This is a genomic window from Collinsella sp. TF08-11AT, assembly GCF_003437035.1.
Taxonomy (GTDB): Bacteria; Actinomycetota; Coriobacteriia; order Coriobacteriales; family Coriobacteriaceae; genus Collinsella.
Map to the genome: position 1 here is coordinate 14,324 of NZ_QSRL01000014.1, position 21,594 is coordinate 35,917.

The 21,594-nt window shown below is 59.5% G+C and carries 15 protein-coding genes; all 15 read left to right on the forward strand.

All coding sequences use genetic code 11. The annotated features are described in order from the left end of the window. Positions 1–117 precede the first annotated feature (117 nt). The 15 genes from DXC79_RS08515 (at position 118) to gatB (ending at position 21,509) form a co-directional block, all read left to right on the forward strand. Positions 118–702 carry a histidine phosphatase family protein gene (locus DXC79_RS08515; RefSeq protein WP_117563640.1) on the forward strand — a complete coding sequence of 195 codons (585 nt, stop codon included), beginning with the start codon at positions 118–120 and terminating at the stop codon, positions 700–702. A gap of 248 nt (positions 703–950) precedes the next feature. After that, the gene (locus tag DXC79_RS08520; protein ID WP_117635880.1) at positions 951–1,796 is read left to right on the forward strand and encodes a PRD domain-containing protein; all 846 of its coding nucleotides are present in this window, start codon (positions 951–953) and stop codon (positions 1,794–1,796) included. A 118-nt stretch (positions 1,797–1,914) separates the two neighbouring features. Continuing rightward, a complete protein-coding gene (locus DXC79_RS08525; protein WP_117635881.1) occupies positions 1,915–3,354 on the forward strand; it encodes a PTS transporter subunit EIIC in 1,440 nt (479 codons plus the stop codon). A 649-nt stretch (positions 3,355–4,003) separates the two neighbouring features. Beyond that, the gene (locus tag DXC79_RS08530; protein ID WP_117563637.1) at positions 4,004–5,452 is read left to right on the forward strand and encodes a glycoside hydrolase family 1 protein; all 1,449 of its coding nucleotides are present in this window, start codon (positions 4,004–4,006) and stop codon (positions 5,450–5,452) included. 236 nt (positions 5,453–5,688) lie between these two features. Further along, the gene (locus tag DXC79_RS08535) at positions 5,689–6,969 is read left to right on the forward strand and encodes an MFS transporter (RefSeq protein WP_158551000.1); all 1,281 of its coding nucleotides are present in this window, start codon (positions 5,689–5,691) and stop codon (positions 6,967–6,969) included. Positions 6,970–7,193: 224 nt separating this feature from the next. Next, positions 7,194–8,015, forward strand: a complete 822-nt coding sequence (locus DXC79_RS08540; protein WP_117635883.1) for an HAD family hydrolase — start codon at positions 7,194–7,196, stop codon at positions 8,013–8,015. Positions 8,016–8,553: 538 nt separating this feature from the next. Continuing rightward, the gene (locus DXC79_RS10015) at positions 8,554–8,760 is read left to right on the forward strand and encodes a hypothetical protein (RefSeq protein WP_147327494.1); all 207 of its coding nucleotides are present in this window, start codon (positions 8,554–8,556) and stop codon (positions 8,758–8,760) included. A 218-nt stretch (positions 8,761–8,978) separates the two neighbouring features. After that, positions 8,979–11,870: a Spy0128 family protein gene (locus DXC79_RS08550; protein WP_147327495.1), complete on the forward strand. Its 2,892-nt coding sequence runs from the start codon at positions 8,979–8,981 to the stop codon at positions 11,868–11,870. Beyond that, positions 11,863–13,533 (forward strand): isopeptide-forming domain-containing fimbrial protein, encoded by a 1,671-nt coding sequence (locus tag DXC79_RS08555; RefSeq protein ID WP_158551001.1) that lies wholly within the window; start codon positions 11,863–11,865, stop codon positions 13,531–13,533. The genes DXC79_RS08550 and DXC79_RS08555 overlap by 8 nt, the downstream gene beginning before the upstream one ends. 114 nt (positions 13,534–13,647) lie before the next feature. After that, a complete protein-coding gene (locus tag DXC79_RS08560; RefSeq protein WP_158551002.1) occupies positions 13,648–15,282 on the forward strand; it encodes an isopeptide-forming domain-containing fimbrial protein in 1,635 nt (544 codons plus the stop codon). A gap of 294 nt (positions 15,283–15,576) precedes the next feature. Further along, the gene (tnpA, locus tag DXC79_RS08565; protein ID WP_117635888.1) at positions 15,577–16,047 is read left to right on the forward strand and encodes an IS200/IS605 family transposase; all 471 of its coding nucleotides are present in this window, start codon (positions 15,577–15,579) and stop codon (positions 16,045–16,047) included. A gap of 739 nt (positions 16,048–16,786) precedes the next feature. Then, positions 16,787–17,704, forward strand: coding sequence for a class C sortase (locus tag DXC79_RS08570; protein WP_158551003.1), 918 nt, complete (start codon positions 16,787–16,789; stop codon positions 17,702–17,704). A gap of 303 nt (positions 17,705–18,007) precedes the next feature. After that, positions 18,008–18,319 (forward strand): Asp-tRNA(Asn)/Glu-tRNA(Gln) amidotransferase subunit GatC, encoded by a 312-nt coding sequence (gatC, locus tag DXC79_RS08575; protein ID WP_055250987.1) that lies wholly within the window; start codon positions 18,008–18,010, stop codon positions 18,317–18,319. Continuing rightward, complete coding sequence (gene gatA, locus DXC79_RS08580; RefSeq protein ID WP_117635890.1) at positions 18,319–19,833, forward strand: Asp-tRNA(Asn)/Glu-tRNA(Gln) amidotransferase subunit GatA; 1,515 nt, start codon at positions 18,319–18,321, stop codon at positions 19,831–19,833. The genes gatC and gatA overlap by 1 nt, the downstream gene beginning before the upstream one ends. After that, positions 19,833–21,509 (forward strand): Asp-tRNA(Asn)/Glu-tRNA(Gln) amidotransferase subunit GatB, encoded by a 1,677-nt coding sequence (gene gatB / locus DXC79_RS08585; protein ID WP_117635891.1) that lies wholly within the window; start codon positions 19,833–19,835, stop codon positions 21,507–21,509. Before gatA ends, gatB begins: the two co-directional genes overlap by 1 nt. Positions 21,510–21,594: the final 85 nt, after the last annotated feature.

Here is a 21,594-nt window from a genome sequence, read left to right on the forward strand (position 1 = left end):
CATAACCTGCCAAAAAGGGACAGGCATCTTTGTGGTGGTTTTTGCAAAAAAGCTTTGACTTAAAGTTAGCTCAAGGTGTCATAATCGCTGACAAACGATTGCGATCACGGAGGCCTCATGTCAAAACTGTACTTTATGCGTCACGGTCAAACGCTCTTTAACTTGCTTCGTCGCAAGCAGGGCTGGTGTGACTCGCCGCTCACCGAGCTGGGAATCGAGCAGGCTAAAACTGTCGGTGCGACCCTGCGAGGGCGTGGCCTTACGTTTGACCATGCGTACAGTTCGACGTCCGAGCGTGCGTGCGACACGCTTGAGCTTGCGTTCCCCGGTCAGCCTTACGAGCGCGTCAAGGGCCTTAAGGAGTGGAACTTTGGCAAATTTGAGGGCGCGAGCGAGGATTTGAATCCGCGCCTGCCGTACGGCGATTTTTACAAGCAGTATGACGGCGAGGGCGAAGTCGAGTTTCGCGAGCGTATGATGGCGACCATCACCGAGTTCATGCAGCGCCCTGGACATGAGAGCGTGTTGTGCGTGAGCCATGGCGCCGCAGCGGCTCAGGTCATGCGCGGCGTGGGCGTGGAGCCGCTCAAGATGAAGCACCGCATTGGCAACTGCTGTGTGCTCGAACTCGACTTTGATGCTACTACCGGCACATTTGCTCTTGCAGATTTGTACAACCCCTACGGCACCCCGCGCGAGTAACATCGGGGCATCAGCCAAAACCACCACAAAGGGGCCAGGCACCTTTGTGGTGGTTTTGCCGTTTACAGGCGATTTCCTACCGTTCAGCGGACTTTCGCACCAATGGGGCTTACGCTGCATGCAAGTTTCATCCTACAATCGCCCACGTGCTCACAAGTTTGTTACTCCTCGGGAGGCATCACTTGCGCATAATAGAAGACGAGGAATATCGCCCCGTCGTCTAGCGCCGATGTCCGAGGAGTTTTTTCATGCTCATTGTAAAGAAGATCAACAATAACGTTGCTCTCGCCGCCAGCGATGACGGCCGAGAGGTTGTTGTCTTTGGCAAGGGCATCGGTTTTCACGAGATGCCCTACGAGCTTGCCGATGAGTCGCTCATCCAGCGCAAATTCTATAACGTTCCCGAGAGCCTGCAGGATATGGTCGGCACACTTCCCGACGACGTTCTGCTCGCGGCAAGCGACATTGCCTGCTTCGCATCCCAGCAGCTCGGTTGCAAGCTGTCCGGTGGCCTGCCCTTTATCCTGGCAGATCACCTGCAGTTTGCCGTTCAGCGCGACGACGACCAGATCAGCGCTCCCAACCCGCTCGAGCATGAGGTGGCTTTCATCTACCCGCGTGAGCTCGAAATCGGTCAGGCCGCGCTCGCCATCGTGCAAAAGCACACCGGCGCCAAGCTGGGTCAGAACGAGGCCACGAGCATCGCGCTCCACATCGTTAACGCCGAGGTCGACGGCATGGGCCGCGCCAAGGACATGGACTTCATCATGAAGAGCACCCGCGTGCTTGACGAGGTAACCCATTCCGTGGAAAAGCAGCTCGGCTGCTCGCTCGACACGGCGTCGTACTGCTACATTCGCTTTCTTGCGCACCTGCGCTTTTTGGTTCGCCGCCTTGTTAAGGGCAGCTGCACGCAGACCGAGAACTCCTCACTGTTTATGCAGGCCGCCCGCGATTTTCCCGAGGCCTACCAGTGTGCGTACGCCATCAACCGCGTGTTCGAGAAAGAGTTCAAGCAGAGCTGCTCGGACGAGGAGCTCTTGTATCTGATGATGCATATCAACCGTCTGCGATCGGCTTCGCAGACCGAGTGAGTAAAGCCGCCAGCCCGGCGGCAATCGCAACAATTCTTTTTGGTTTCTAACTGCGGGCAAGGTACCGGCTCGCGGTAGGGGATATTTTTGTCGAAATTTGGAAAAGAGAGGACAGATCATGGCAGGTAAATACGACGATCTTGCTGCCCAGATCGTAGAGCTGGTTGGCGGCAAGTCCAACGTCAAATGCGTCGCACACTGCATTACCCGTGTTCGTTTTAAGCTCAAGGACGAGTCGAAGGCCAATGACGAGGCAATCTCCGAGCTGCCCAACGTCATCAAGGTCATGCACGCCAACGGCCAGTACCAGGTTGTTGTGGGCAACATCGTCGAGGACGTCTACGACGCCGTTCTCAAGGCCGGCGGTTTTAGCGACGGCGGCGCCGTCGACGCCGATGACGACGATGCCGCTCCCAAGGGCGTTACCGATGTGATCATCGACCTCATCTCGGGCATCTTCGCCCCCATGCTCGGCACCTTCGCCGCTGCCGGTATCATGAAGGGCCTGCTGGCGCTCGCTACCTTCCTGGTCCCGAGCTTTGCCAACGACGGCGCCTACACGCTGCTCTACACCGTCGCTGACGGCATGTTCTACTTCCTGCCCGTGGTGCTTGGCTTTACCGCGGCCAAGAAGTTCAAGATGAGCGAGTTCAACGGCATGGCCATCGCCTTTGCCCTGGTGTATCCCACCATGGTTGCCCTGACCTCGGGCGAGGTTGTCGGCTCCGTCGAGCTCGGCTTTGCTGGCACCTTCTCTTGGTACACCACGTTCCTGGGCCTGCCGCTCATCATGCCTGCCTCGGGTTACACCAGCTCCGTTATCCCCATCCTGCTCATGGTCTGGTTTGGCTCCACCCTCGAGCACTGGGTTAAGAAGTGGATGCCCGCTTCTATGAAGATGTTCTTCACCCCGCTGATCGTCGTCACCGTTACCGTCACCCTTGGCTATCTGGTCATTGGCCCCATCGCCACGCTCATCACCAACCTGCTTGGTGAGTTCTTCGCGCTGCTGTTTGGCCTGCCCATGATCGGCTCCCTCCTGGGCTGCACCCTCGTCGGTGCCTTCTGGATGTGCCTGGTCATCTTTGGCTTCCACTGGTCGCTCGTGCCCATCGCGCTGGTCAACCTGTCCACTCTGGGCCACGACTACATCCTGGGCTCCGTTATCGCCCACTCCTTCTCGCTGGGCGCCGTGCTCTTCGCCATGTATCTCAAGAACAAGGACGAGAAGTTCCGCGGTATCGCGCTGCCGGCCATGATCTCCGCCTTCTTCTTTGGTGTCACCGAGCCCGCTATCTACGGTGTCGCCCTGCCCGATAAGAAGGCCTTCATCAACGCCAGCATCGGTTCTGCTGTGGGCGGCCTCATCATTGGTCTCTCCGGCGCCGTGGTGTACATGTCCGGTGGTCTGGGCGTCTTCAACTGGCTGTCCTTCATCGACCCCTCCGGTGTTAACGGCATCAACCACATGATCTGGGCTATCGTTGCCTCTTTCGTGGGTGCCGCCGTGGGCTTTGCGATCGAGTTTGCCACCTACAAGCCCGAGGCTGCCAAGTAGCCCAAACGACAAAGACTCGGTACCAAGCCGGCGGGGGGAGCGCCCCGCCGGTTTTTTTCAAAGGGGCTAGATGCCATGCGCTCGTCCGAGCGACTGCCCAAAATCAAAACCATGCCGGATTACGGGGCTGAAACGGTGAGTGCTGACCATACCCCGTTTTTCCGTAAACTGACAAGCCTCCTACCTGCGGTTTTGTCCTTGCCGTTTCTGGCATGCTCAAGGGGCACTGGTTCTGCCCCGTAAACCGGCATGGTTTTGAACCTGCCAATAAGGGACAGATTTATTTTGGTCGGTTTTATCTGGGCAAACGTCGTCTCCGTCAGCTCCGTCCGCATATCTTAAGCCGGCATAGTTTCGATGGGTCGGTCCGTGCGCGTCCCGCAACATGCCTCGCCACGAAACCGGCCTATCTACTACGTTTAAGTGGTAGGGGCCAACCACACGGTGGTTTTTCGAAAACCGCCAAGCCGTCTACCTGCGGTTTTATTTTTGACAATTGCGGCGTGGTCGGGGGTTCACGACTAAACGTAGTAGATGGGCCGGTTTCGTGGCGGCCGACTCAACGCGAACTCCGATCGGGACGCAAATTACCTCGTGGACGCCGCTTCGGCGTCCACGCAACATCCCAACACGTACGAAAGGAGCCAACATGGCTTTTCCCGATGGATTTCTGTGGGGCGGTGCCACTGCCGCCAATCAGTGCGAAGGCGGATACAACGAGGACGGCAAGGGCCTCGGCGTTCCCGACATCATGACCGGCGGCACGGTCTCCGAGCCGCGCCACATTACCGACGGCATTCTGCCCCAGTACCACTATCCTAGCCACGAGGCCGTGGACATGTACCATCACTATCTCGACGACATCAAGCTTTTTGGCGAGATGGGCTTTAAGTGCTACCGCATGTCCATCAACTGGAGCCGTATCTTCCCCAACGGCGACGAGGCCGAGCCCAACCAGGCCGGCATCGAGTTCTACCGCCGTGTGTTCCAGGCCTGTCAGGAGCAGGGCATCGAGCCCATGGTCACCCTTAGCCACTATGAGCTGCCTTATGGTCTGTCCAAAAACTACGGAGGCTGGAAGAACCCCAAGCTCATCGATTTCTACCTCAACTACGCCCGCACCGTCATGACCGAGTACAAGGGCCTGGTGCGCTACTGGCTCACCTTTAACGAAATCAATTGCCTGCTCATGGGCGGCTTTGGCGGCGTGATGGGCGGCGGCATGGTGCCCGAGGCAACCGACACGCCCATGGCCTTTGGCGACTGCGACTGGGACGACCCGCAGGCGCGCTTCGATGCCCTGCACCATCAGTTCCTGGCGAGCGCCAAGTGCGTCACCATGGGCCATCAGATCGATCCCCAGAACAAGATCGGCTGCATGATCGCCGGCAACGCCTGCTACCCGCACACGTGCAATCCGGCAGACGTTCTGGCCGCACAAAAGCAGCAGCGCGAGATGAACTTCTACTGCGGCGACGTGCAGGTGCGCGGTGCGTATCCCTCGTGGGCGCCCAGCGTGTGGCGCCGCGAAGGCGTGCACGTGGAGGTTTCGCCCGAGGACGCCGCCACGCTGGCCGCCGGCAAGGTCGACTTCTACAGCTTTAGCTACTACATGAGCGCCACGGCCACGGCTGACCCGGTGCTGCTGGAGCAGGGCAACATCTTTGGTGGCGCCGGCAACGAGTACCTCAAGAAGAGCGATTGGGGTTGGGCGATCGACCCCGAGGGCCTGCGTTACTACCTGGAGGAGGTCTACGACCGCTACCAGGTGCCGCTGATGATCGTCGAGAACGGCCTGGGCGCGGTGGACGAGGTCGAGGCGGACGGTGCGATTCACGACGGCTACCGCATCGATTACCTGCGCGAGCATATCAAGCAGATGGAGATTGCCATCGAGGACGGCGTGGACCTGATGGGCTACACCATGTGGGGCTGCATCGATTTGGTGAGCGCCTCGACCGGCGAGATGAAGAAGCGCTACGGCTTCATCTACGTCGACAAGGACAACGACGGCAACGGCACGCTCGCCCGCAGCCGCAAGGACAGCTTCTTCTGGTACAAGAAGGTCATCGCCACCAACGGCGCCGACCTGGCCTAGCCAAGTCTCAACCAGCGTAAACGTCGCAACCACCACAAAGGGGCCAAGCACCTTTGTGGTGGTTTTTGCTTTGGTGGATGTGTGGGATATGCCTTACAATCTACCAAGTAGTTCATGACGGGCGAAAAACGGAGAGAAGGGGCTCGATGTGTCCTTAATGTTTCATGCGGATAGATTGATTTGACAGACGGTGGCGAATGCCCGCCGTCCGCATTCGTATGAAACAAGGAGTCTCCATGCTCGCCTCTCTTTTCTCAAAACCTCAATCGTCGCTGTCCGCGCAGGCTAAACGCCTGGTGGCAACGCGCTTTCTCATCTACACCGGCTTTCAGACCAGTTATTTTATTGGCGTTATCGGAACACTCACCTATGCAGACGATGCCTCGGTCGTCGCGACATCGCTGGCCGTCCTGTTCATGAACGTTTTCGTGATCCTGGGATCCTTTGCGGGCGGCGCTGCGCTCGACGCATGGGGTCCGCGCCGCCATTTCTTGCTGAGCATCGTCGGCACGCTCGCAACTGGCACGACAATCATCGCCTTTGGTAGCGCGACCGGCGTCGTCCTGCTCGGCGCGGTGTTTCTGGGCTTTACGATGGGATTCGCCCAGCCCATCGCCACATCCTATCCGGCCTACCTCACCAACGACCCCGTCGAGCTCAAAGACACCAACTCCGCCATCGCCATGTTCTCAAATGTGAGTATCATCGTCGGACCCACGCTGGGTGGCTTTGTCGCGGCGGCTGCGTCGTCGCGCGCGGTGTTTGTGCTCATGATGCTCTTTACCGTCCTGGCGCTCGTCGCCGGTTGGGGCTTTAGGCCGCAGACCAGCCATGTCGCCGGGCATGCGGATGCCGATTCAGCAGAGGAAGGGGAGCGTGCGGGACAAAGCTCCAACCCCAGCGCATCCTCCCGCGCTACCTTCGCAGCCAGCATCAAGACAGTCTTTACCAACAGCGTCCTCGCCCTGCTGTTTTGTATCATTTTTCTTTCGAACTTTGGCTATGGCGCCTTTGACCCGCTCGAGTCGTTTTTCTATCGCGATGTCCTGCACGTCGGCGTTGAGTGGATGGGCTGGCTTTCGTCGGCCTGCGGTGTGGGCGCGGTGCTGGGCGCCGTGGTTGCGCTTCGGATGCCGCCGCACCTGGTCAACCTTAAAACACTGCTCGTGGCGCTTATGTCCGTGGGCCTGGGAAGCCTGCTCTATGTGGGGACGCCGTACGTGGGCGTGGCCCTCGTCGGCCAGATCGCCCTGGGCATAGCCTGGGGTGTCGTCAACCCGCTCCACAACACCATTGTGCAAACGACGGCACCGCTCGAGCAGCTCGGCCGCGTCAACTCGGTCATGGGCTTTGGCAACATGTTCGCCGGCGTGGCCCCTCTGGCGGTTGCACCGTGGCTGGCGGCGACATTTGGCGTACAACAGACGCTCGTGGGGGCTGGCATGGTCGTGACGGCGGTTCCCGCGGCGCTGCTGCTGTTTGGACGTCGGCATCTGGATCGTGCCGCAAAGCAGTAAAAACCATCACAACATTCGATGAAAATCGCGATTTTGCCGAAAAACGTCGAATGTTGTGATGGTTTGCGCCCCGGGCCAGGCCACCCTGCGGGTCCGGCCACCACAAAGGGGCCAGGCACCTTCGTGGTGGTTTTTGCTTTAACGGGCCGCGCCTGCGCCTTGGTATACCATGTACGCCGTTCACGACCACACCCCACACCGCCGCACAACCCAGAAAGGCCCCCATGGACACCACCTTCAGCCACATCAAAGCCGTGTTCTGCGATATCGACGGCACACTGCTCACGAGCCAGCACACGGTGTCCCCGCGCACCGTGGCGGCGATCCGCGCCCTGCGCGAGCGCGGTGTGCTCTTTGGCCTGTGCACCGGGCGCGACGCCCACGCGACCGAGGCCATGTACGAGCTCTGGGGCATCGAAGGCCTGGTGGACGTGCTGGTGGGCTGCGGTGGCGCCGAGGTCATCGACCGCGCGCACGACATCAACGAGCTGAGCTATCCGCTGCCGGGCGAGACCATCGCGCGCATCTGCGAGCACATGGCAGGCTTGCCGGCAACGCCCGTTTGCCCCCGGAACGGCGTGCTCTATGCGCCCGAGAGCAATGCGTGCGTCGAGCACCTGTCGCGTGTCGACGGCGTACCCTACCAGGTGGTCGATTTTGCCGAGTTTTTGCGCGAGCCGCAGCCCAAGGTGATGTTTACCATGGCGCCCGAAGTAATGCCGCGGGTGATTGAGCGGGCGTCGACGTTTGCCGATGACACTGTTAAGGCGGCAGCTCTGCAAACCACGCAGCGGCTCTACGAGTTCATGGATCCGCGCGTGTCCAAGACGCGCGGCCTTGTGCGCGTGGCGGAGCTCAACGGCATGGAGCTTCAGAACATCTGCGTGTTTGGCGATGCCGATAACGATACCTGCATGGTGGCCGACGCCGGCGTGGGTGTGGCCATGGCAAATGGCAGCGATGCCACCCGCTCCGCTGCCGACTTTGTAACCGCGAGCAACGACAAAGACGGCATCGCGATCTTTATCGAGGAACATCTGCTGTAGCGCCTGGGGGCAGCCACAAAGAGGGCAGAGCGCCTTTGTGGTGGTTTTCCAAGCGTTCCAACAGTCGATTGTTGGAACGCTTTTTTGTAGCGAGGAGATTTGCAGCCGGTAACATACGATGTCATTCAAGTGTCGATGTATGAACATGTCGGCACACGCTGGTTGTGCAGTAATTGACCAATTAGCTCAAAACTAATATTTGCAGGTAGATATACTGCCATTCACGGCGCAATTTTGACCGTTCACAGATTGAGCGGGTTAAAACAAAATGTTGTACAAACAATGGTAAAGTGTCATTTATCTAGATTTGCTAACGAGTTTACCAGCGTCTTTCCGAAATTTAACCCTCGAAAAACAACGCATAGTTTGAATAATTGTCAAGAAGTTAAGGCAACGCGAAGTAAAATTGACATTGTTAGCCTTGCGTTGTTTAAACAAAGAATAATAATATGCATATCGAGCGCGAGCAATTATAGGTTGCGCGCCCAAGTTTGATGGTGAAAGAGCAGGATCGCGGTCTCTTGGGGAGGAGACATCGATGAAAGCAAATTCAGACAAATCTAAGCAAAGTAATAAAGCGACGCGCCGTGTACTGGCAGGCGTTTTGTGCGGAGCCTCCGTTTTGAGCCTGGTACTGTCGCTCGTCATGCCTCCGATCTCGCAGGCCATTGCCAACGATTCCCAGACGGGTTCTGCTGAGGAAGCTGTGATGGGGGGGGTTCCTCAAGTAAGCCTACTGATGTAGACAACACCAACAACGGGGATACCGAAAACCAGAATAGTGACGAGACCGAGGGCGACGAGACTGGCGACGAAGCCCAGCTTGAGGGGCAGTCCGAGGAAGAACAGCAGTCCGAGGAAGAGCAGCAGAACGAGGAAGAACAGCAGTACGAGGGTGCAGCGACTTCGGATGACAAAACCGTTGTTGCGGCTGCGGAAGGTGAGCAAGCCGGAACGGCTGCTGTGGAAATTAACAATGGAGCTGAGCTTAGCGGGAAACTTCAGAGCGTTGCGGAAAATCAGTCCGGCAGTTTTAAATTGATGCAGGACCTAGACTGCAACGACGAGATTTTTCTCGATAAGAGCGGTAGCAATATCACCCTTGATCTTAATGGCTGCAAGATAAAGCACTCGGGCGAGGACAGCGGTTTGCCGCTCTTTAGCGTCAGCAATGGTGCGAACCTTACTATCAAGGATTCGGGGCAGGCAGAGGACAAAAAATCAGCGCAATCTGCCGGACAGGGCAAGCTCGCTACCGTGGAACGTAACGGTCAAGACGGCCTGCCCCTCAGACTCACTTATTACGTGACCGAATCCAGCGTGAATGCTGAAAACAAAACTCGTACAACCGAGACCACCTACAAGCACGAGGTTGACATCAATGGCGCCATCGTGGGCACTAAAGCTGACTCCGCGATGAAGCTCATCAACGTCTATGCGGGCGGTACGTTTAACCTTCAGAGCGGCGTGCTGACCACGACTCAGGACGCGAAGGTCGGTCACCTGATCTATGCCGAGGAAGGTTCTATCGTCAATATGAGCGGCGGCTACGTTTGCGGTGCAACCTCTATGAACCATGGCGCAGGCATCGAACTTGACACCAAGAACAACAGCGGCGCGACTCTTAACCTCACCGGTGGCGTGATCGCGGGCAACTACGCTCCCAATGGCGGCGGTGTGAACGCTTACGGCTCTACAATCAACATGACTGGCGGTACTGGTGGTACGATTTCCGGTAACGGTACGTTCGAGAATTTGCCGGGTTATGGCGCGGGCATCTGTGCGCAGGACTCTGATGTGACCGTCTCGGATGGCTATGTGACCAATAACAATTGCCAGTTCAATTACATAACAAAGGGGCAGGACGAACACAAGGGCTTCGGTTGTCACGGCGGCGGTGGTATCGCTGCTTATAACGGGGGTAGCCTGCAGATCAGTGGCGGTTACATCACGGGCAACTACTCCGCCGAGGCTGGCGGCGGCGTTTACGCTGGCTTTTTCCACCAACCGCTCGATTCCTTTACCTTCTCGGGCGGTACGATCGCGAGCAATGTTGCACAAAACTCTGAGGGCGGTGGCGTGCGCATTGCAGCGCCGACCGAAGCTGAGTTCAAGGTAACCAATTCGCCGGCCTACATCACCAACAATACGACCAATACCACTAACGACTGGGGTGGCGGCGGCATCTTCGTGCAGGGTGGTGGTGATTGGAAAGAAGGAAACAGCTCTACTCCCGTTGCCTCCGCAAAGCTCAAGATATACAAGACGCAGATTAGCAATAATTCTGCCCAGGGTTACGGTGGCGGCTTCGCTGCCTGCCCGAGTGGCAAGACCGCTATTACCGATACTGAGGGCATCGCGATTTTCGACAATAGCGATGAGAACGGCACCTGTCTCTCGGGCGGCACCAATGGTAAGAATGAAGACCAGCCCACAAGCGTTCAGGGTGGCGAAATAACCGATAAGTTCAAGCAGTATGGCCATAAGGATCTATTCCTAATTCGTGCACGTACCAGCAACGACTACGTCGCAGCCGTAACTGGCCAGATGCTTGGTGGTGGAGCCGCCAACTGGTCGGGCACGATCGACAATACGCAAACGTCTATCGGCAAGTACGAGGGCGCACAGGCTAAGTACATGATTGGCCTTGCTTCGGCGCCGACTCAGGAAGATAAGGATGCAGCTACCGCAGCTGCGACTCTTTTCATCACGGGCAATAGCTCCAACATTCACGGTGGCGGCATCATGACCAACGGCGACGTTGTCGCCGGCTCCACCACGCAGGTGAGCGTGTATCCCAAGATGAAGCTCAACGGCACTAAGGCACTGGAGGGCCGCGCGCTTACTGCGGGAGAATTCAAGTTCCAGCTCTTGGAGCAGAACGAGAGTGGTAAGGGCCCTTACTTTGATCAAGATGACAATTTGCAGTTCAATAACTGTCCAAAAGTTGGCGATGGGGTCAGGAACGACGATAGGGGCAACTTTGTCTATGATTTGGGCAGGCTCAACTCCGATGGAACGAGCGTTTACTACCTCGTTGAGGACCCCGGCAATCACGTCGATGGCGTCGATGGCGTGTACTACGACAAGACCATCTACAAGATTGAGCTTACAACTACGACCGTAACGCGGCCGGTGCTGGATATTAATTACATCTACTATTTAGTTACGAATGTAACGGTCACTAATCTCAAGAATAATAAGCCGAATACGTTTACTCCGCCTAACGGTAGCGATGTCTCTATTGATATCACCGAAGGCAACACCTTTACTAATACATACAAAGCCACGGGCTCTTGGACACCTCAGGTGACCAAGAAGGTCGACGGCGGCGAGATGAAGAAGTTCAAGTTCGAGCTGTATGCTGAGAATTCCGACAACACGGAGAAAACTTTTCAGCCCATATATACATATACTTCTGGATCGGAAAACCCTCAGACAGTAACGTTCGATCCGGTAGAAATCGGCCCACTAGGCGTTGATGAGCTCGATAGCAATCAGCAGGCGAAGTTCACCTACTACATCCGTGAATGCCCCGCCGACGAGAACGAAGGCACCGAGTACGAAGGCTACAAGAACGACACCAAGACTTTCAAGGTCGTGGTGACGGCAACGGACAACGGTCATGGCACGCTGAACTGCACGCCGACCTACTACGAGGTCGACGCCAACGACGCGGTACGCAAGACCGATGACCCCACCTTCACCAACACCTACTCCACCTCTTTGCCCCTTTCTGGTATGTCGGGCGTCACTCTGACGTACCTTGCCGGCGCGGCGGTGCTTTGCGCTGCTGCGGCCTGGATGCACATTCGTCGCAAGGCGAATGCGAAGGGAGGCGAGCGTCGTGAATAAGAAAGTTTGCTCCTTCCCGATCTTGTTTGCGCTGCTTGCCCTCCTGATCGGCACCTGCGCGGTTGTGTTCCCCGCATCCGCGCAGGCCGCGCCGACCTCGACCGGTTCCATCACGGTGAGCGGCACCGTGGCGAGCAGCTACGACGCCTACCAGATCTTTAGCGCCAACGTCGTCGACGGCGACAGCGACGCCAAGATCGCCACCGACCTCGCCTGGGCAAGCGACGCCGCGCGCGATGCCGTGTTGCCTGTGCTGCACAGCGCCGGTATGCCCAATTCCCAGACCACCGCGCAGGAAGCTGCCGAGTGGCTCAACACCGATTCCCACCTTACGAGCGCGCTGAGCGCACAGCTTGCTCGTTCCCTCCAGAGCTCTGACGCCGTGTCCGTGGCCCTTAACGCGGGCACGACGGCCGAGCTGCCCTGCGGCTACTGGCTCATCGTCGCTAAGGACGACGCCATCGCCCAGGGCGAGGCCGGCACCGCGCCGATCATGGCCCTGGTCGGCGGCGGCGTCGTCACCGTCAAGCCCAAGGCGGCGACGCCCAAGGTCGCCAAGCACGTGCTGGAGGACAGCACCGCCGCCTGGCAGAAGGCCGCCGACGCCACGGTCGCCGACGACCTGTACTGGCGCCTCTCTGCCACGGTCCCGGCGGGCCTTGCCGCCTACGACACCTATACGGTGCGGTTCGTCGACACCATGAGCGCGGGACTCGACCCCTCCAAGGTGGCCGCGAGCATGCACGTGTACGTGGCGGCGGGGGCGGACGGCGGCTTTGACGCGGTCCAGACCGGCAAGGACGGCCGCGCCGGCACCGACCCCGCGAAGGGCTGGACCGACATCACGGCCCAGTGCGCCACCAAGGTAGCGGCCGACGGCAAGACCTTCACCGTGCGCACCGGCGACCTCATCGCCGCGCTCGGCGGGGCCGACGCCTTCGCCGCGGGCGCCCGCGTGGTCGCCGTGTACAATGCGCCGCTCAACAGCGCGTGCAACCACGGCATCGCGAAGGGCAACCCCAACGAGGTCTACCTGCGTTACCCGCGCTCTCCCTTTGCCGACCCGTTCAGCGATGCCGGCTTCACCTGCACGCCGAGCGATGATGCGTGCGCCTACACCTGGGATCTCGCGCTCACCAAGCGCGGCAGCGACGGCGACAAGCCGCTTGCCGGGGCGGTCCTGAGCATCGCCGACGACCGCGGCCGCACGCTAGCGGCCGATGGCACGTGGGATGCGGAGGGCAAGGCCACCGTCGCCACGGGCGAGGACGGCCGCGTGACCGTCTCGGGCGTGGACTCGGGCAAGCTGGAGGTCCGCGAGCTCAAGGCGCCCAAGGGCTACACCGCCTTTGAGGGCACGTGCTGCGTGACGGTCAAGGCCGAGGGCCTGGACGTCGACCAGGTGGCGGCCGCCAAGCCCAAGCTCACCATTACGGCCGAGTCGCCCCTGCGCGCCGACAGCGCGGACGGGTCGACGGGCAGCCTGGAGGCGTCGCTCATCAACACGCCCGCCGGCACGCCCCCTAGCATCTTCACCGGAGGCTTTATGCCCTCGACTGGCGATATGGCAATGTACGCCGTGGCCGCCGCAGCGGTCGCTGGAGCTGCGCTCATCGTGGTCGCGCTCCTGGTCAAGCGGGGAGGTGGCAGCCATAAAGAGTAGCTGGCAGCCCCACAGAGAGCGGGGCGAGACGTAGCGAAGTAAATGCTAAGACACAGACAGACAGATTTAGGTCAAATGGAATTCAGGCAGAAAGCAGAGGAAAAGAAGATGAGCATGAGCAAGAACATCGCACGCCTGGCAGTAACCGCCGGCCTCACAGCAGCGCTGAGCTTCGGCGGAGTTATGGCGCCCGTCACGATGGCGTTTGCTGAGGGCGACGCGAACGGCTCAGTGACCATCGGAAAAGCGTTGGGGAACGATACCGAATTCAAGGGTTACAAGATCTTTGACGCTGATGTGGCAAAGGATGAGAACGGTCAGACGCTTGTGAGCAATATCGCATGGGCCAATGACAAGGTTGAAGCTGCTGTTAAGGAAGCGATTAGGGAATTCGATAAGGACACCAATATCGCAACCGCCCAGGATGCTGCAGATTGGATTAGCAAGAACGTGATGCACACCGGTAAAACGACTAGCGTAGCATCTGACTCTGCTGCATATAAGATTGCGGCTGCTGTGGCTAAGGTGACCGACCTGAATGATCCAAGTGATCTCGCGGCCACTTCGAATGGTGTTGCCAACAACCTTTCACACGGCTATTGGCTCTTTGTGACTGACGCCCATACTGTCGCAGACACCAAAACCGCCACCGCCCCTATCTTCGCTGTCATCGGAGATGAAGCGGTTTCAATTACCGAGAAGACCAGTATTCCCACTGTCGACAAACAGGTTCGTGAGGGCGATGTCTGGGGAAAGGTGAGCGACTCGCAGATTGGCGAGAAGATCGAATATAAGCTGATCGGCACCGTTGCCGATAACATCGACACCTTTGCCACGTACAAATATAAGTTCCAGGATCACCTTTCCGTTGGACTGAAGGCCGACAAAGATTCCGTTGCTGTGACTATTGACGACAAGACTGTCAAGCCTGCAGGTAACTACAGTGTGCAGGTTGAGGATACTTATGATGAGTCCAACAATGTTGCAGGCCATGACCTGACGATTTCCTTTGACGACCTCAAGGCCGCTGCAAAGGCTTCGAACGTGACCTTGACCAAGACTTCCAAGGTCGTTGTGACCTACAAGGCCGAGCTTACTAGCGATGCTGAATACACGACCACCGGCAACACCAACAAGGTCGAGCTTGTCTACTCCAACAATCCCATGGCTAGTGGCACTGGCACCTCTACGCCAAAGGAAGTCACCGACTACGTTTTTGGCCTGGATATTACCAAAGTTGAGCAAGGCAATCAGGATAAAAAACTTGTCGCCGGCTTTAAGGTCAAGGTCGTTAATATCGGAGATTCTAAATCTGCTGGCAAATGGTTGAAAAATGACGGAACCCTTGTCGGGACTAAGGAAGAGGCTTCTGAGTTTTTGACCGATAACGCGAACGGCAAGGTCTTTATCCCCGGTCTCGTTGAGGGTACGTACGAGATTGCCGAAACGACCACTCCTTCGGGCTACAACACCATCGCCCCCTTCCAGATTAGCGTGACGCCGACTTACGATGAGAACGGCAAATTGACGAAGCTGGCCGTCAGTGAAAAAGTTGAAGAGGTCACTCCTGGTGCTGCAAATGGTTCAGTCATGCCCATTACTATTGAGAATGAGAAGGGCTCCGGCCTCCCGCTGACCGGTCTCAATGGCGTGACCTTCACTTGGATCGCTGGCGGCGCGGTGCTGTGCATCGGCGTGGCGCACCTCATCCGCAGCCGGAAGCAGGCTGAGGAGTCCGAGCAGGAGTAGCGCTCGTTTACCCATCTCCTTGGCAGGTGGGATGTGATGGCCATGAGACTTGCGGACACTTTTCTTGTCCATCTACGTCCTTGCTTTGCCATTCTCTTTTCGGGGCAGACTCCGCACTGGAGTCTGCCCCGTTCTTTTTAAAGGCTTTAGCCTGTGCGGGGCGCGCAGCGCGCCGCATCAGAAACCACCCGCTATGCGGGTGGGGACAACCGGCTTTACAAAGCCGCCCCCTCGCCGGACACTTGCGATTGTTCAGGCCGCAAGGAATCCGAGTCGAGAGGGCGGTGGTGGCGTATGGCCCAGAAGGCCTACAGCCTGTCGCACACGAAGTGGACGTGCAGGCACCACGTCGTGTTCACGCCGAAGTATAGGCGCAAAGTCATCTACAACCAAATAAGGTCCGACCTTGGGGAGATCTTCAGGAAGCTCTGCCAGTACAAGGGGATAGAGGTCATCGAGGGGCACCTGATGCCCGACCACGTCCACATGCTGCTGGCGATACCGCCGAAGTACAGCGTGTCCAGCGTGATGGGCTGCCTGAAGGGGAAGAGCTCGCTGATGGTATTCGACAGGCACGCGAACATGAAGTACAAGTTCGGCAACAGGAAGTTCTGGGCCGAGGGCCACTGCGTGTCCACCGTCGGCCTGAACGAGGCCGCGATCGAGAAGTACATCCGGGAGCAGGAGAAGGCCGACATCGCGCTCGACCGGCTGAGCGTCAAGGAGTACGAGGACCCCTTCGATAGGGGGCCGGGGCGCAAATAGCGCCGGTTTGACCGGCCCGCCACGGGTCAACCTGCAGTGCGGCCCGAACCCCGTGAGGGCCGGCGCCTTTAGACGCGTGCCGGAAATCCAAGGGTTATACCCTAAGAGCAAACCGCCCCTTTTAGGGGTGGTTTTGATTGGACAACGCAGCCAGGCTCCATTGCCCGATGGATCAAGCGTATGAATATCGAACAGATGTTTGCAATTATTGCGTTTACCAGCTGCGGGTGCATGCACTCGCAGTAAAATAGCCTTGCGACGCATCCCGTGCGCGGGCGGCCGACGACTCGATCGGAGGTCCCCAAATGCTGAAATTCCTTAACGCGCTCGCCGCCCTCGCGGCGGTGGGCACGTTCGTCATCGCGTTTCTTGACTCGTATGAGGTTCGGTTTAAGGTCCGTAGGCGCACGCGCGGTGCGGACGGTAGAAGGCATTTGCGCCGTAACAAGCGCAAATAAGAATGCCCGGGGTTAGAGGCCCGGGCATTTAACAACGTCGGAAACTGGTCGCCCGCGCTCCTAAGTACTTACGCGGGGTGCGTCGTTTCCTGTAGCTATTGTATCCCGAATCGCCCCGCCGATTCGGGACATTTTTAAAACGCAAATGCGGGCCCATGCTCGCGCTGCGCAATGCTGCCAGGTTGCGTTGCCCGCCGTAGAAGCTCGCTAATCGGCTATTATTTGTTTAGACAACATGAGTTGTAAAGGAGTGACCGGCGATGGTGCAGGGCGCCAAACATATGAAGAGCAATAACGCCGCGGACAACGGCGGCTCAAGCCCTCAGCCCAAACCTCAACCAAAGCCCAAGCGCCGTCGCAAGCGGCTGCCGCGCTGGGCCGACCGGCTCATCACCATCGTCATCATCCTTATTGGCGTGGGCCTAATGACCTGGCCGTGGATCTTGGACCGGCTCGAGGCCTCGGGCGTGTTCAACCAGATCAGCACCGTGTCCAGCACCGTGGACGCGCTATCTGCCGAGGAGCGCGAGCGCATCCTGCTCCAGGCGCGCTCCTTTAACGAGCAGCTGGCGGGCGAGGCCACCGAGCTTCCCGCCGACCAGATCGAGCCCTACGCCCAGCAGCTCATCTTTGACCGCGACCCCATGATGAGTTGGGTCGAAATCCCCTCCATCGACGTGAGCATGCCCATCTACCACGGCACGAGTGAGGAAGTCCTCATGGCGGGCGTCGGCCACCTGGAGGGCACGAGCCTGCCGGTGGGCGGCACCTCGACGCATTGCGTGCTCACCGCGCACTCGGGCATGCGCAACCTGAGCATGTTCGACGACATCCACTCGCTGGAGCCCGGCGACCTGGTGCTGCTGCACACCATGAACAAGACGCTCGCCTACAAGATGGTGGACTCCGAGGTCGTGCTGCCCGAGGAGATGGAGTCGCTGACCATCGAGCCCGGCGCCGACAAGGTGACGCTCGTTACCTGCACGCCCTACGGCGTGAACGACCATCGCCTGCTGGTGCATTGCGTGCGCACCAAGTACAGCAAGAAGGACGTCGACAAGCAAAAGTCGCTGGCCGGCCGCCACTGGGGCAAGCGTGAGTTTGCCGTGCTCATCGTGGTCGTAGCCATTGTGCTGTTGCTGCTGGACATCGTGATCCACGCGGTCCGCAAACGCCGCAAGGCCAAGGCCTCGGCATAAGACATTCTCCAGAACCACCACAATGGGGACAGGCATTTTTGTGGTGGTCGGGGCTTCCAGACCATCACAACATTCGATGAAAATTTCGATTTTGACGAAAGGCGTCGAATGTTGTGATGGTTTTCGTTGTGGGCGAGACGGTTTTCGCTATGGACGGTGCGGTTTCGCTGAAGAACCGCCGGCCCGCAGCCTGCCAACCGCCGTCCTCGTTACGTTTTCGCTGCATTTGGGTAAAGCACCTGCTCCAAGCGGCGTTGCCTTGTATACTAGAGCGGTTTATCTGTTATGCGGAAGGGAGCGCCTATGGCACTCAGCGAGAAAGACGTGCGCGGCATCGCCGAGTACGCAAAGATCGCACTGACCGATGACGAGCTCACCCAGATGACGTCCTACATGAACGACGCCGTCCAGATGCTCGAGCCCGTCTTGCAATATGACTTGCCCGACGTGGAGCCCACGTTCCATCCCATCGGAAGCCTGTCCAACGTGATGGGCGACGACCTGCGCGAGCCCGAGCGTGACCTGCCGCTCGACGTTGCGCTCGAAAACGCCGGCAGCGCGCGCGACCGTTACTTCCGTGTGCCGTCCATTTTGGGAGAGGGGGAGAGCGAGTAATGGCGCAGAGCTTCGATTCCCTTACCGCCGCCCAGATCGCCGCGGGCGTTGCCGCCGGCGACTTTACCGCTACCGAGGTGGCCCAGGCCTCTCTCGCCGCCATTGAGGCGCGCGAGGGCGGGGTCCAGGCATTCCTGCAGGTGTCGCCCGAGCTTGCGCTCGAGGCCGCCGCGCGCGTGGATGCCGACCGTGCCGCAGGCAAGCCGCTGCCCCCGCTCGCGGGCGTGCCGCTGGCCATCAAGGACAACATGAACCTCGTGGGCACGCGCACCACCTGCGCTTCCCGCATGCTCGAGAACTACCAGAGCGTCTACACCGCCACCTGCGTCCAGCGCATGCTCGACGCCGGCTGCCTGCCCATGGGTAAGGCCAACATGGACGAGTTTGCCTTTGGCAGCTCCACCGAGAGCTCGGCGTTCCACCGCACCAACAACCCCTGGGATACCGAGCGCGTGCCCGGCGGCTCTTCGGGCGGCTCCGCTGCAGCCGTCGCCGCGGGCGAGGTCGCGCTCTCGCTGGGCTCGGACACCGGTGGCTCCATTCGCCAGCCGGCGTCGCTGTGCGGCGTGGTGGGCTTTAAGCCCACGTATGGCGCAGTGAGCCGTTACGGCGTGGTTGCCTTTGGCTCGTCGCTCGACCAGGTGGGCCCCTTTGGCCGCACGGTCGAGGATGTCGCGCTGGCCATGAACGCGCTTACCGGCGCGGGCCACGATCCGTACGACTGCACCAGCCAGGATTGCGCCGTCGACTTTACCGAGCATCTCAACGACAGCATCGAGGGCAAGCGCGTGGGTATTATCCCCGCGTTTATGGAGGCCGAGGGCCTGACGCCCGAGGTCAAGGCCGCTGTTCAGCGCGCCGCCCAGGAGCTGCAGAACCAGGGCGCCGAGCTGGTCGAGGTCGACCTGCCGCACCTGGACGCCGCCATCGCCGCCTACTACGTCATCGGCCCGGCCGAGGCGTTCTCCAACCTGGCCCGCTTCGACGGCATTCGCTACGGCTATCAGGAGGAGGGCTGCGCCAACCTGTCCGACCAGAGCTCGCTTTCGCGCGCCCACGGCTTTGGTGCCGAGGCCAAGCGCCGCCAGATGCTCGGCGCCTACCTGCTCTCCTCGGGCGTGTACGACAAGTACTACTATGCCGCGCAAAAGGCCCGCACGCTCATCACGCAGGACTACGACGCCGCGTATGCCAAGGTGGACACCATCCTCATGCCCGCCTCGCCGCGCACGGCCTTTAAGTTTGGCGAGATCAGCGACCCCACGCAGATGTACCTCTCCGATCTGTACACCATCTCGCTCAACATTTGCGGCAACGGTGGCATCTCGGTGCCGCTGGGCCTGGGCGAGGATACTCAGTTGCCCGTTTCTGCCCAGCTGGTGGGACCCGCCTTTAAGGACCGTCAGCTGCTCACGTTTGCCCGCGCCTTGGAGCGCGGCTTTGCCGATACCGCCACGGGTGCGCCCGCGCTTTCTGTCGCGCCCGATTTTGCCGGGAAGGGAGGCGAGCTGTAATGAAGGAGCTTTCCGAGGTCCTGCAGGATTGGGAGGCCGTGATCGGTCTGGAGATCCATACCGAGCTCACCGCACTCGATACCAAGATGTTCTGCAACTGCAAGCTCAGCCACGATGACGAGCCCAACGCCAACGTGTGCCCGGTGTGCCTGGGCCTGCCCGGTGCGCTGCCGGTGCCCAACAAGCGCGCCATCGAGAGCATCGTCAAGGCGGGTCTGGCCACCAACTGCGAGATCCAGCGCCACTCGATGTTCTACCGCAAGCACTACTTCTATCCCGACATGGCCAAGAACTTCCAGACCACGCAGGGTCCAGTCGCCTTTGCCATGTACGGTCACCTGGACCTGGATGTGACCGGTCGCGGTGCCGCCGAGCGCCCCGACTGCGCGTTTGGCGAGGCCGAGGCTCAGAGCCTGGCGAGCGCCTCGGCCAACGCCGAGGGCCTGTCCACGTCCATGACGTCGACCATGCGCGAGGGCAACCAGCGCGCCGGTCACCTGGCCAGCTATGATGCGTCCAGCCTGCAGATGCCCGAGCGCCGCGATGACGGTTCCTACACGGTGCCCATCCGCATCCTGCGCATCCACATGGAGGAGGACGCCGCCAAGATGGTCCACGTGGGCGGTGCCGAGGGCCGCATTACCGCCGCGGCCGAGTCACTCGTCGACTACAACCGCTGCGGCACGCCTTTGATTGAGCTCGTGACTGAGCCCGACTTGCGCACGCCCGAGGAAGCGCGCCTGTTTATGGAGAAGCTCCGTCGCATCTTTGTGACGCTGGGCATTTCGGACTGCTCCATGGAGAAGGGTTCCATGCGCTGCGACGGCAACGTGTCGCTGCGCCGCCGCGGCGAGACCAAGCTGGGTACCAAGACCGAGCTCAAGAACCTCAACTCGTTTAAGAGCCTACACGACGGCCTTGCCTACGAGATTTGCCGTCAGGCCGAGGTGCTCGAGGAGGGCGGCATCATCTATCAGGAGACCCGCCACTGGGAGCCCAGCCGTAAGCGCACCGTGGTTATGCGTGTGAAGGAGACGGCCGACGACTATCGTCTGTTCCCCGATCCCGACCTGGCACCGTTCGATCTGGACGATGAGTTCATCGACCGCTGCCGTGGCGAGATTCCTGAGCTGCCCGATGCCAAGCGCGCCCGTTTTGAGGCCGACTTTGGCATTAAGGCGGCCGACGCCGAGCAGATCGCCGGCGACCCCGAGTTTGCCGAGTTCTTTGAGGCCGCTGCTGCTGGTATGGCTGGCAAGGAGGCCCAGACGGTCGCAAACCTGCTGGTCAACGAGATGATCGCCTACCTTAAGGGCGCGGGCGTGTCGCTCGCCGAGTCCGGCATCGCGCCGACTCAGGTGGCCGCTCTTGCCAAGCTGCTGGCGACCGATGCCATCAGCTCCAACCAAGCGCACGGGGTCTTTGAGGCTATGGCCCAGACCGGTGACGACCCCAACAAGATCGTCGACGAGCGCGGTATGCGTCAGGTGAGCGATGCCGGCGCGCTGCAGCCGATTGTGGACGAGGTGTTGGCAAACTGTGCCGAGCAGGCGCAGCAGTACCGCGACGGCAACCAGAAGGTCATCGGCTTTTTGGTGGGTCAGTGCATGAAGGCGAGCCGCGGCAAGGGCAACCCGAAGCTCTTCAACGAGTTGCTGAGAACGTCGCTCTCGTAAACGGGAACCCGGGAGCCCCGGCAGGGCGGGCGCTTCCTCAAAATTTCGAACAGTCCTGCGCAAGACGAAGGCCACATTAAGTGGC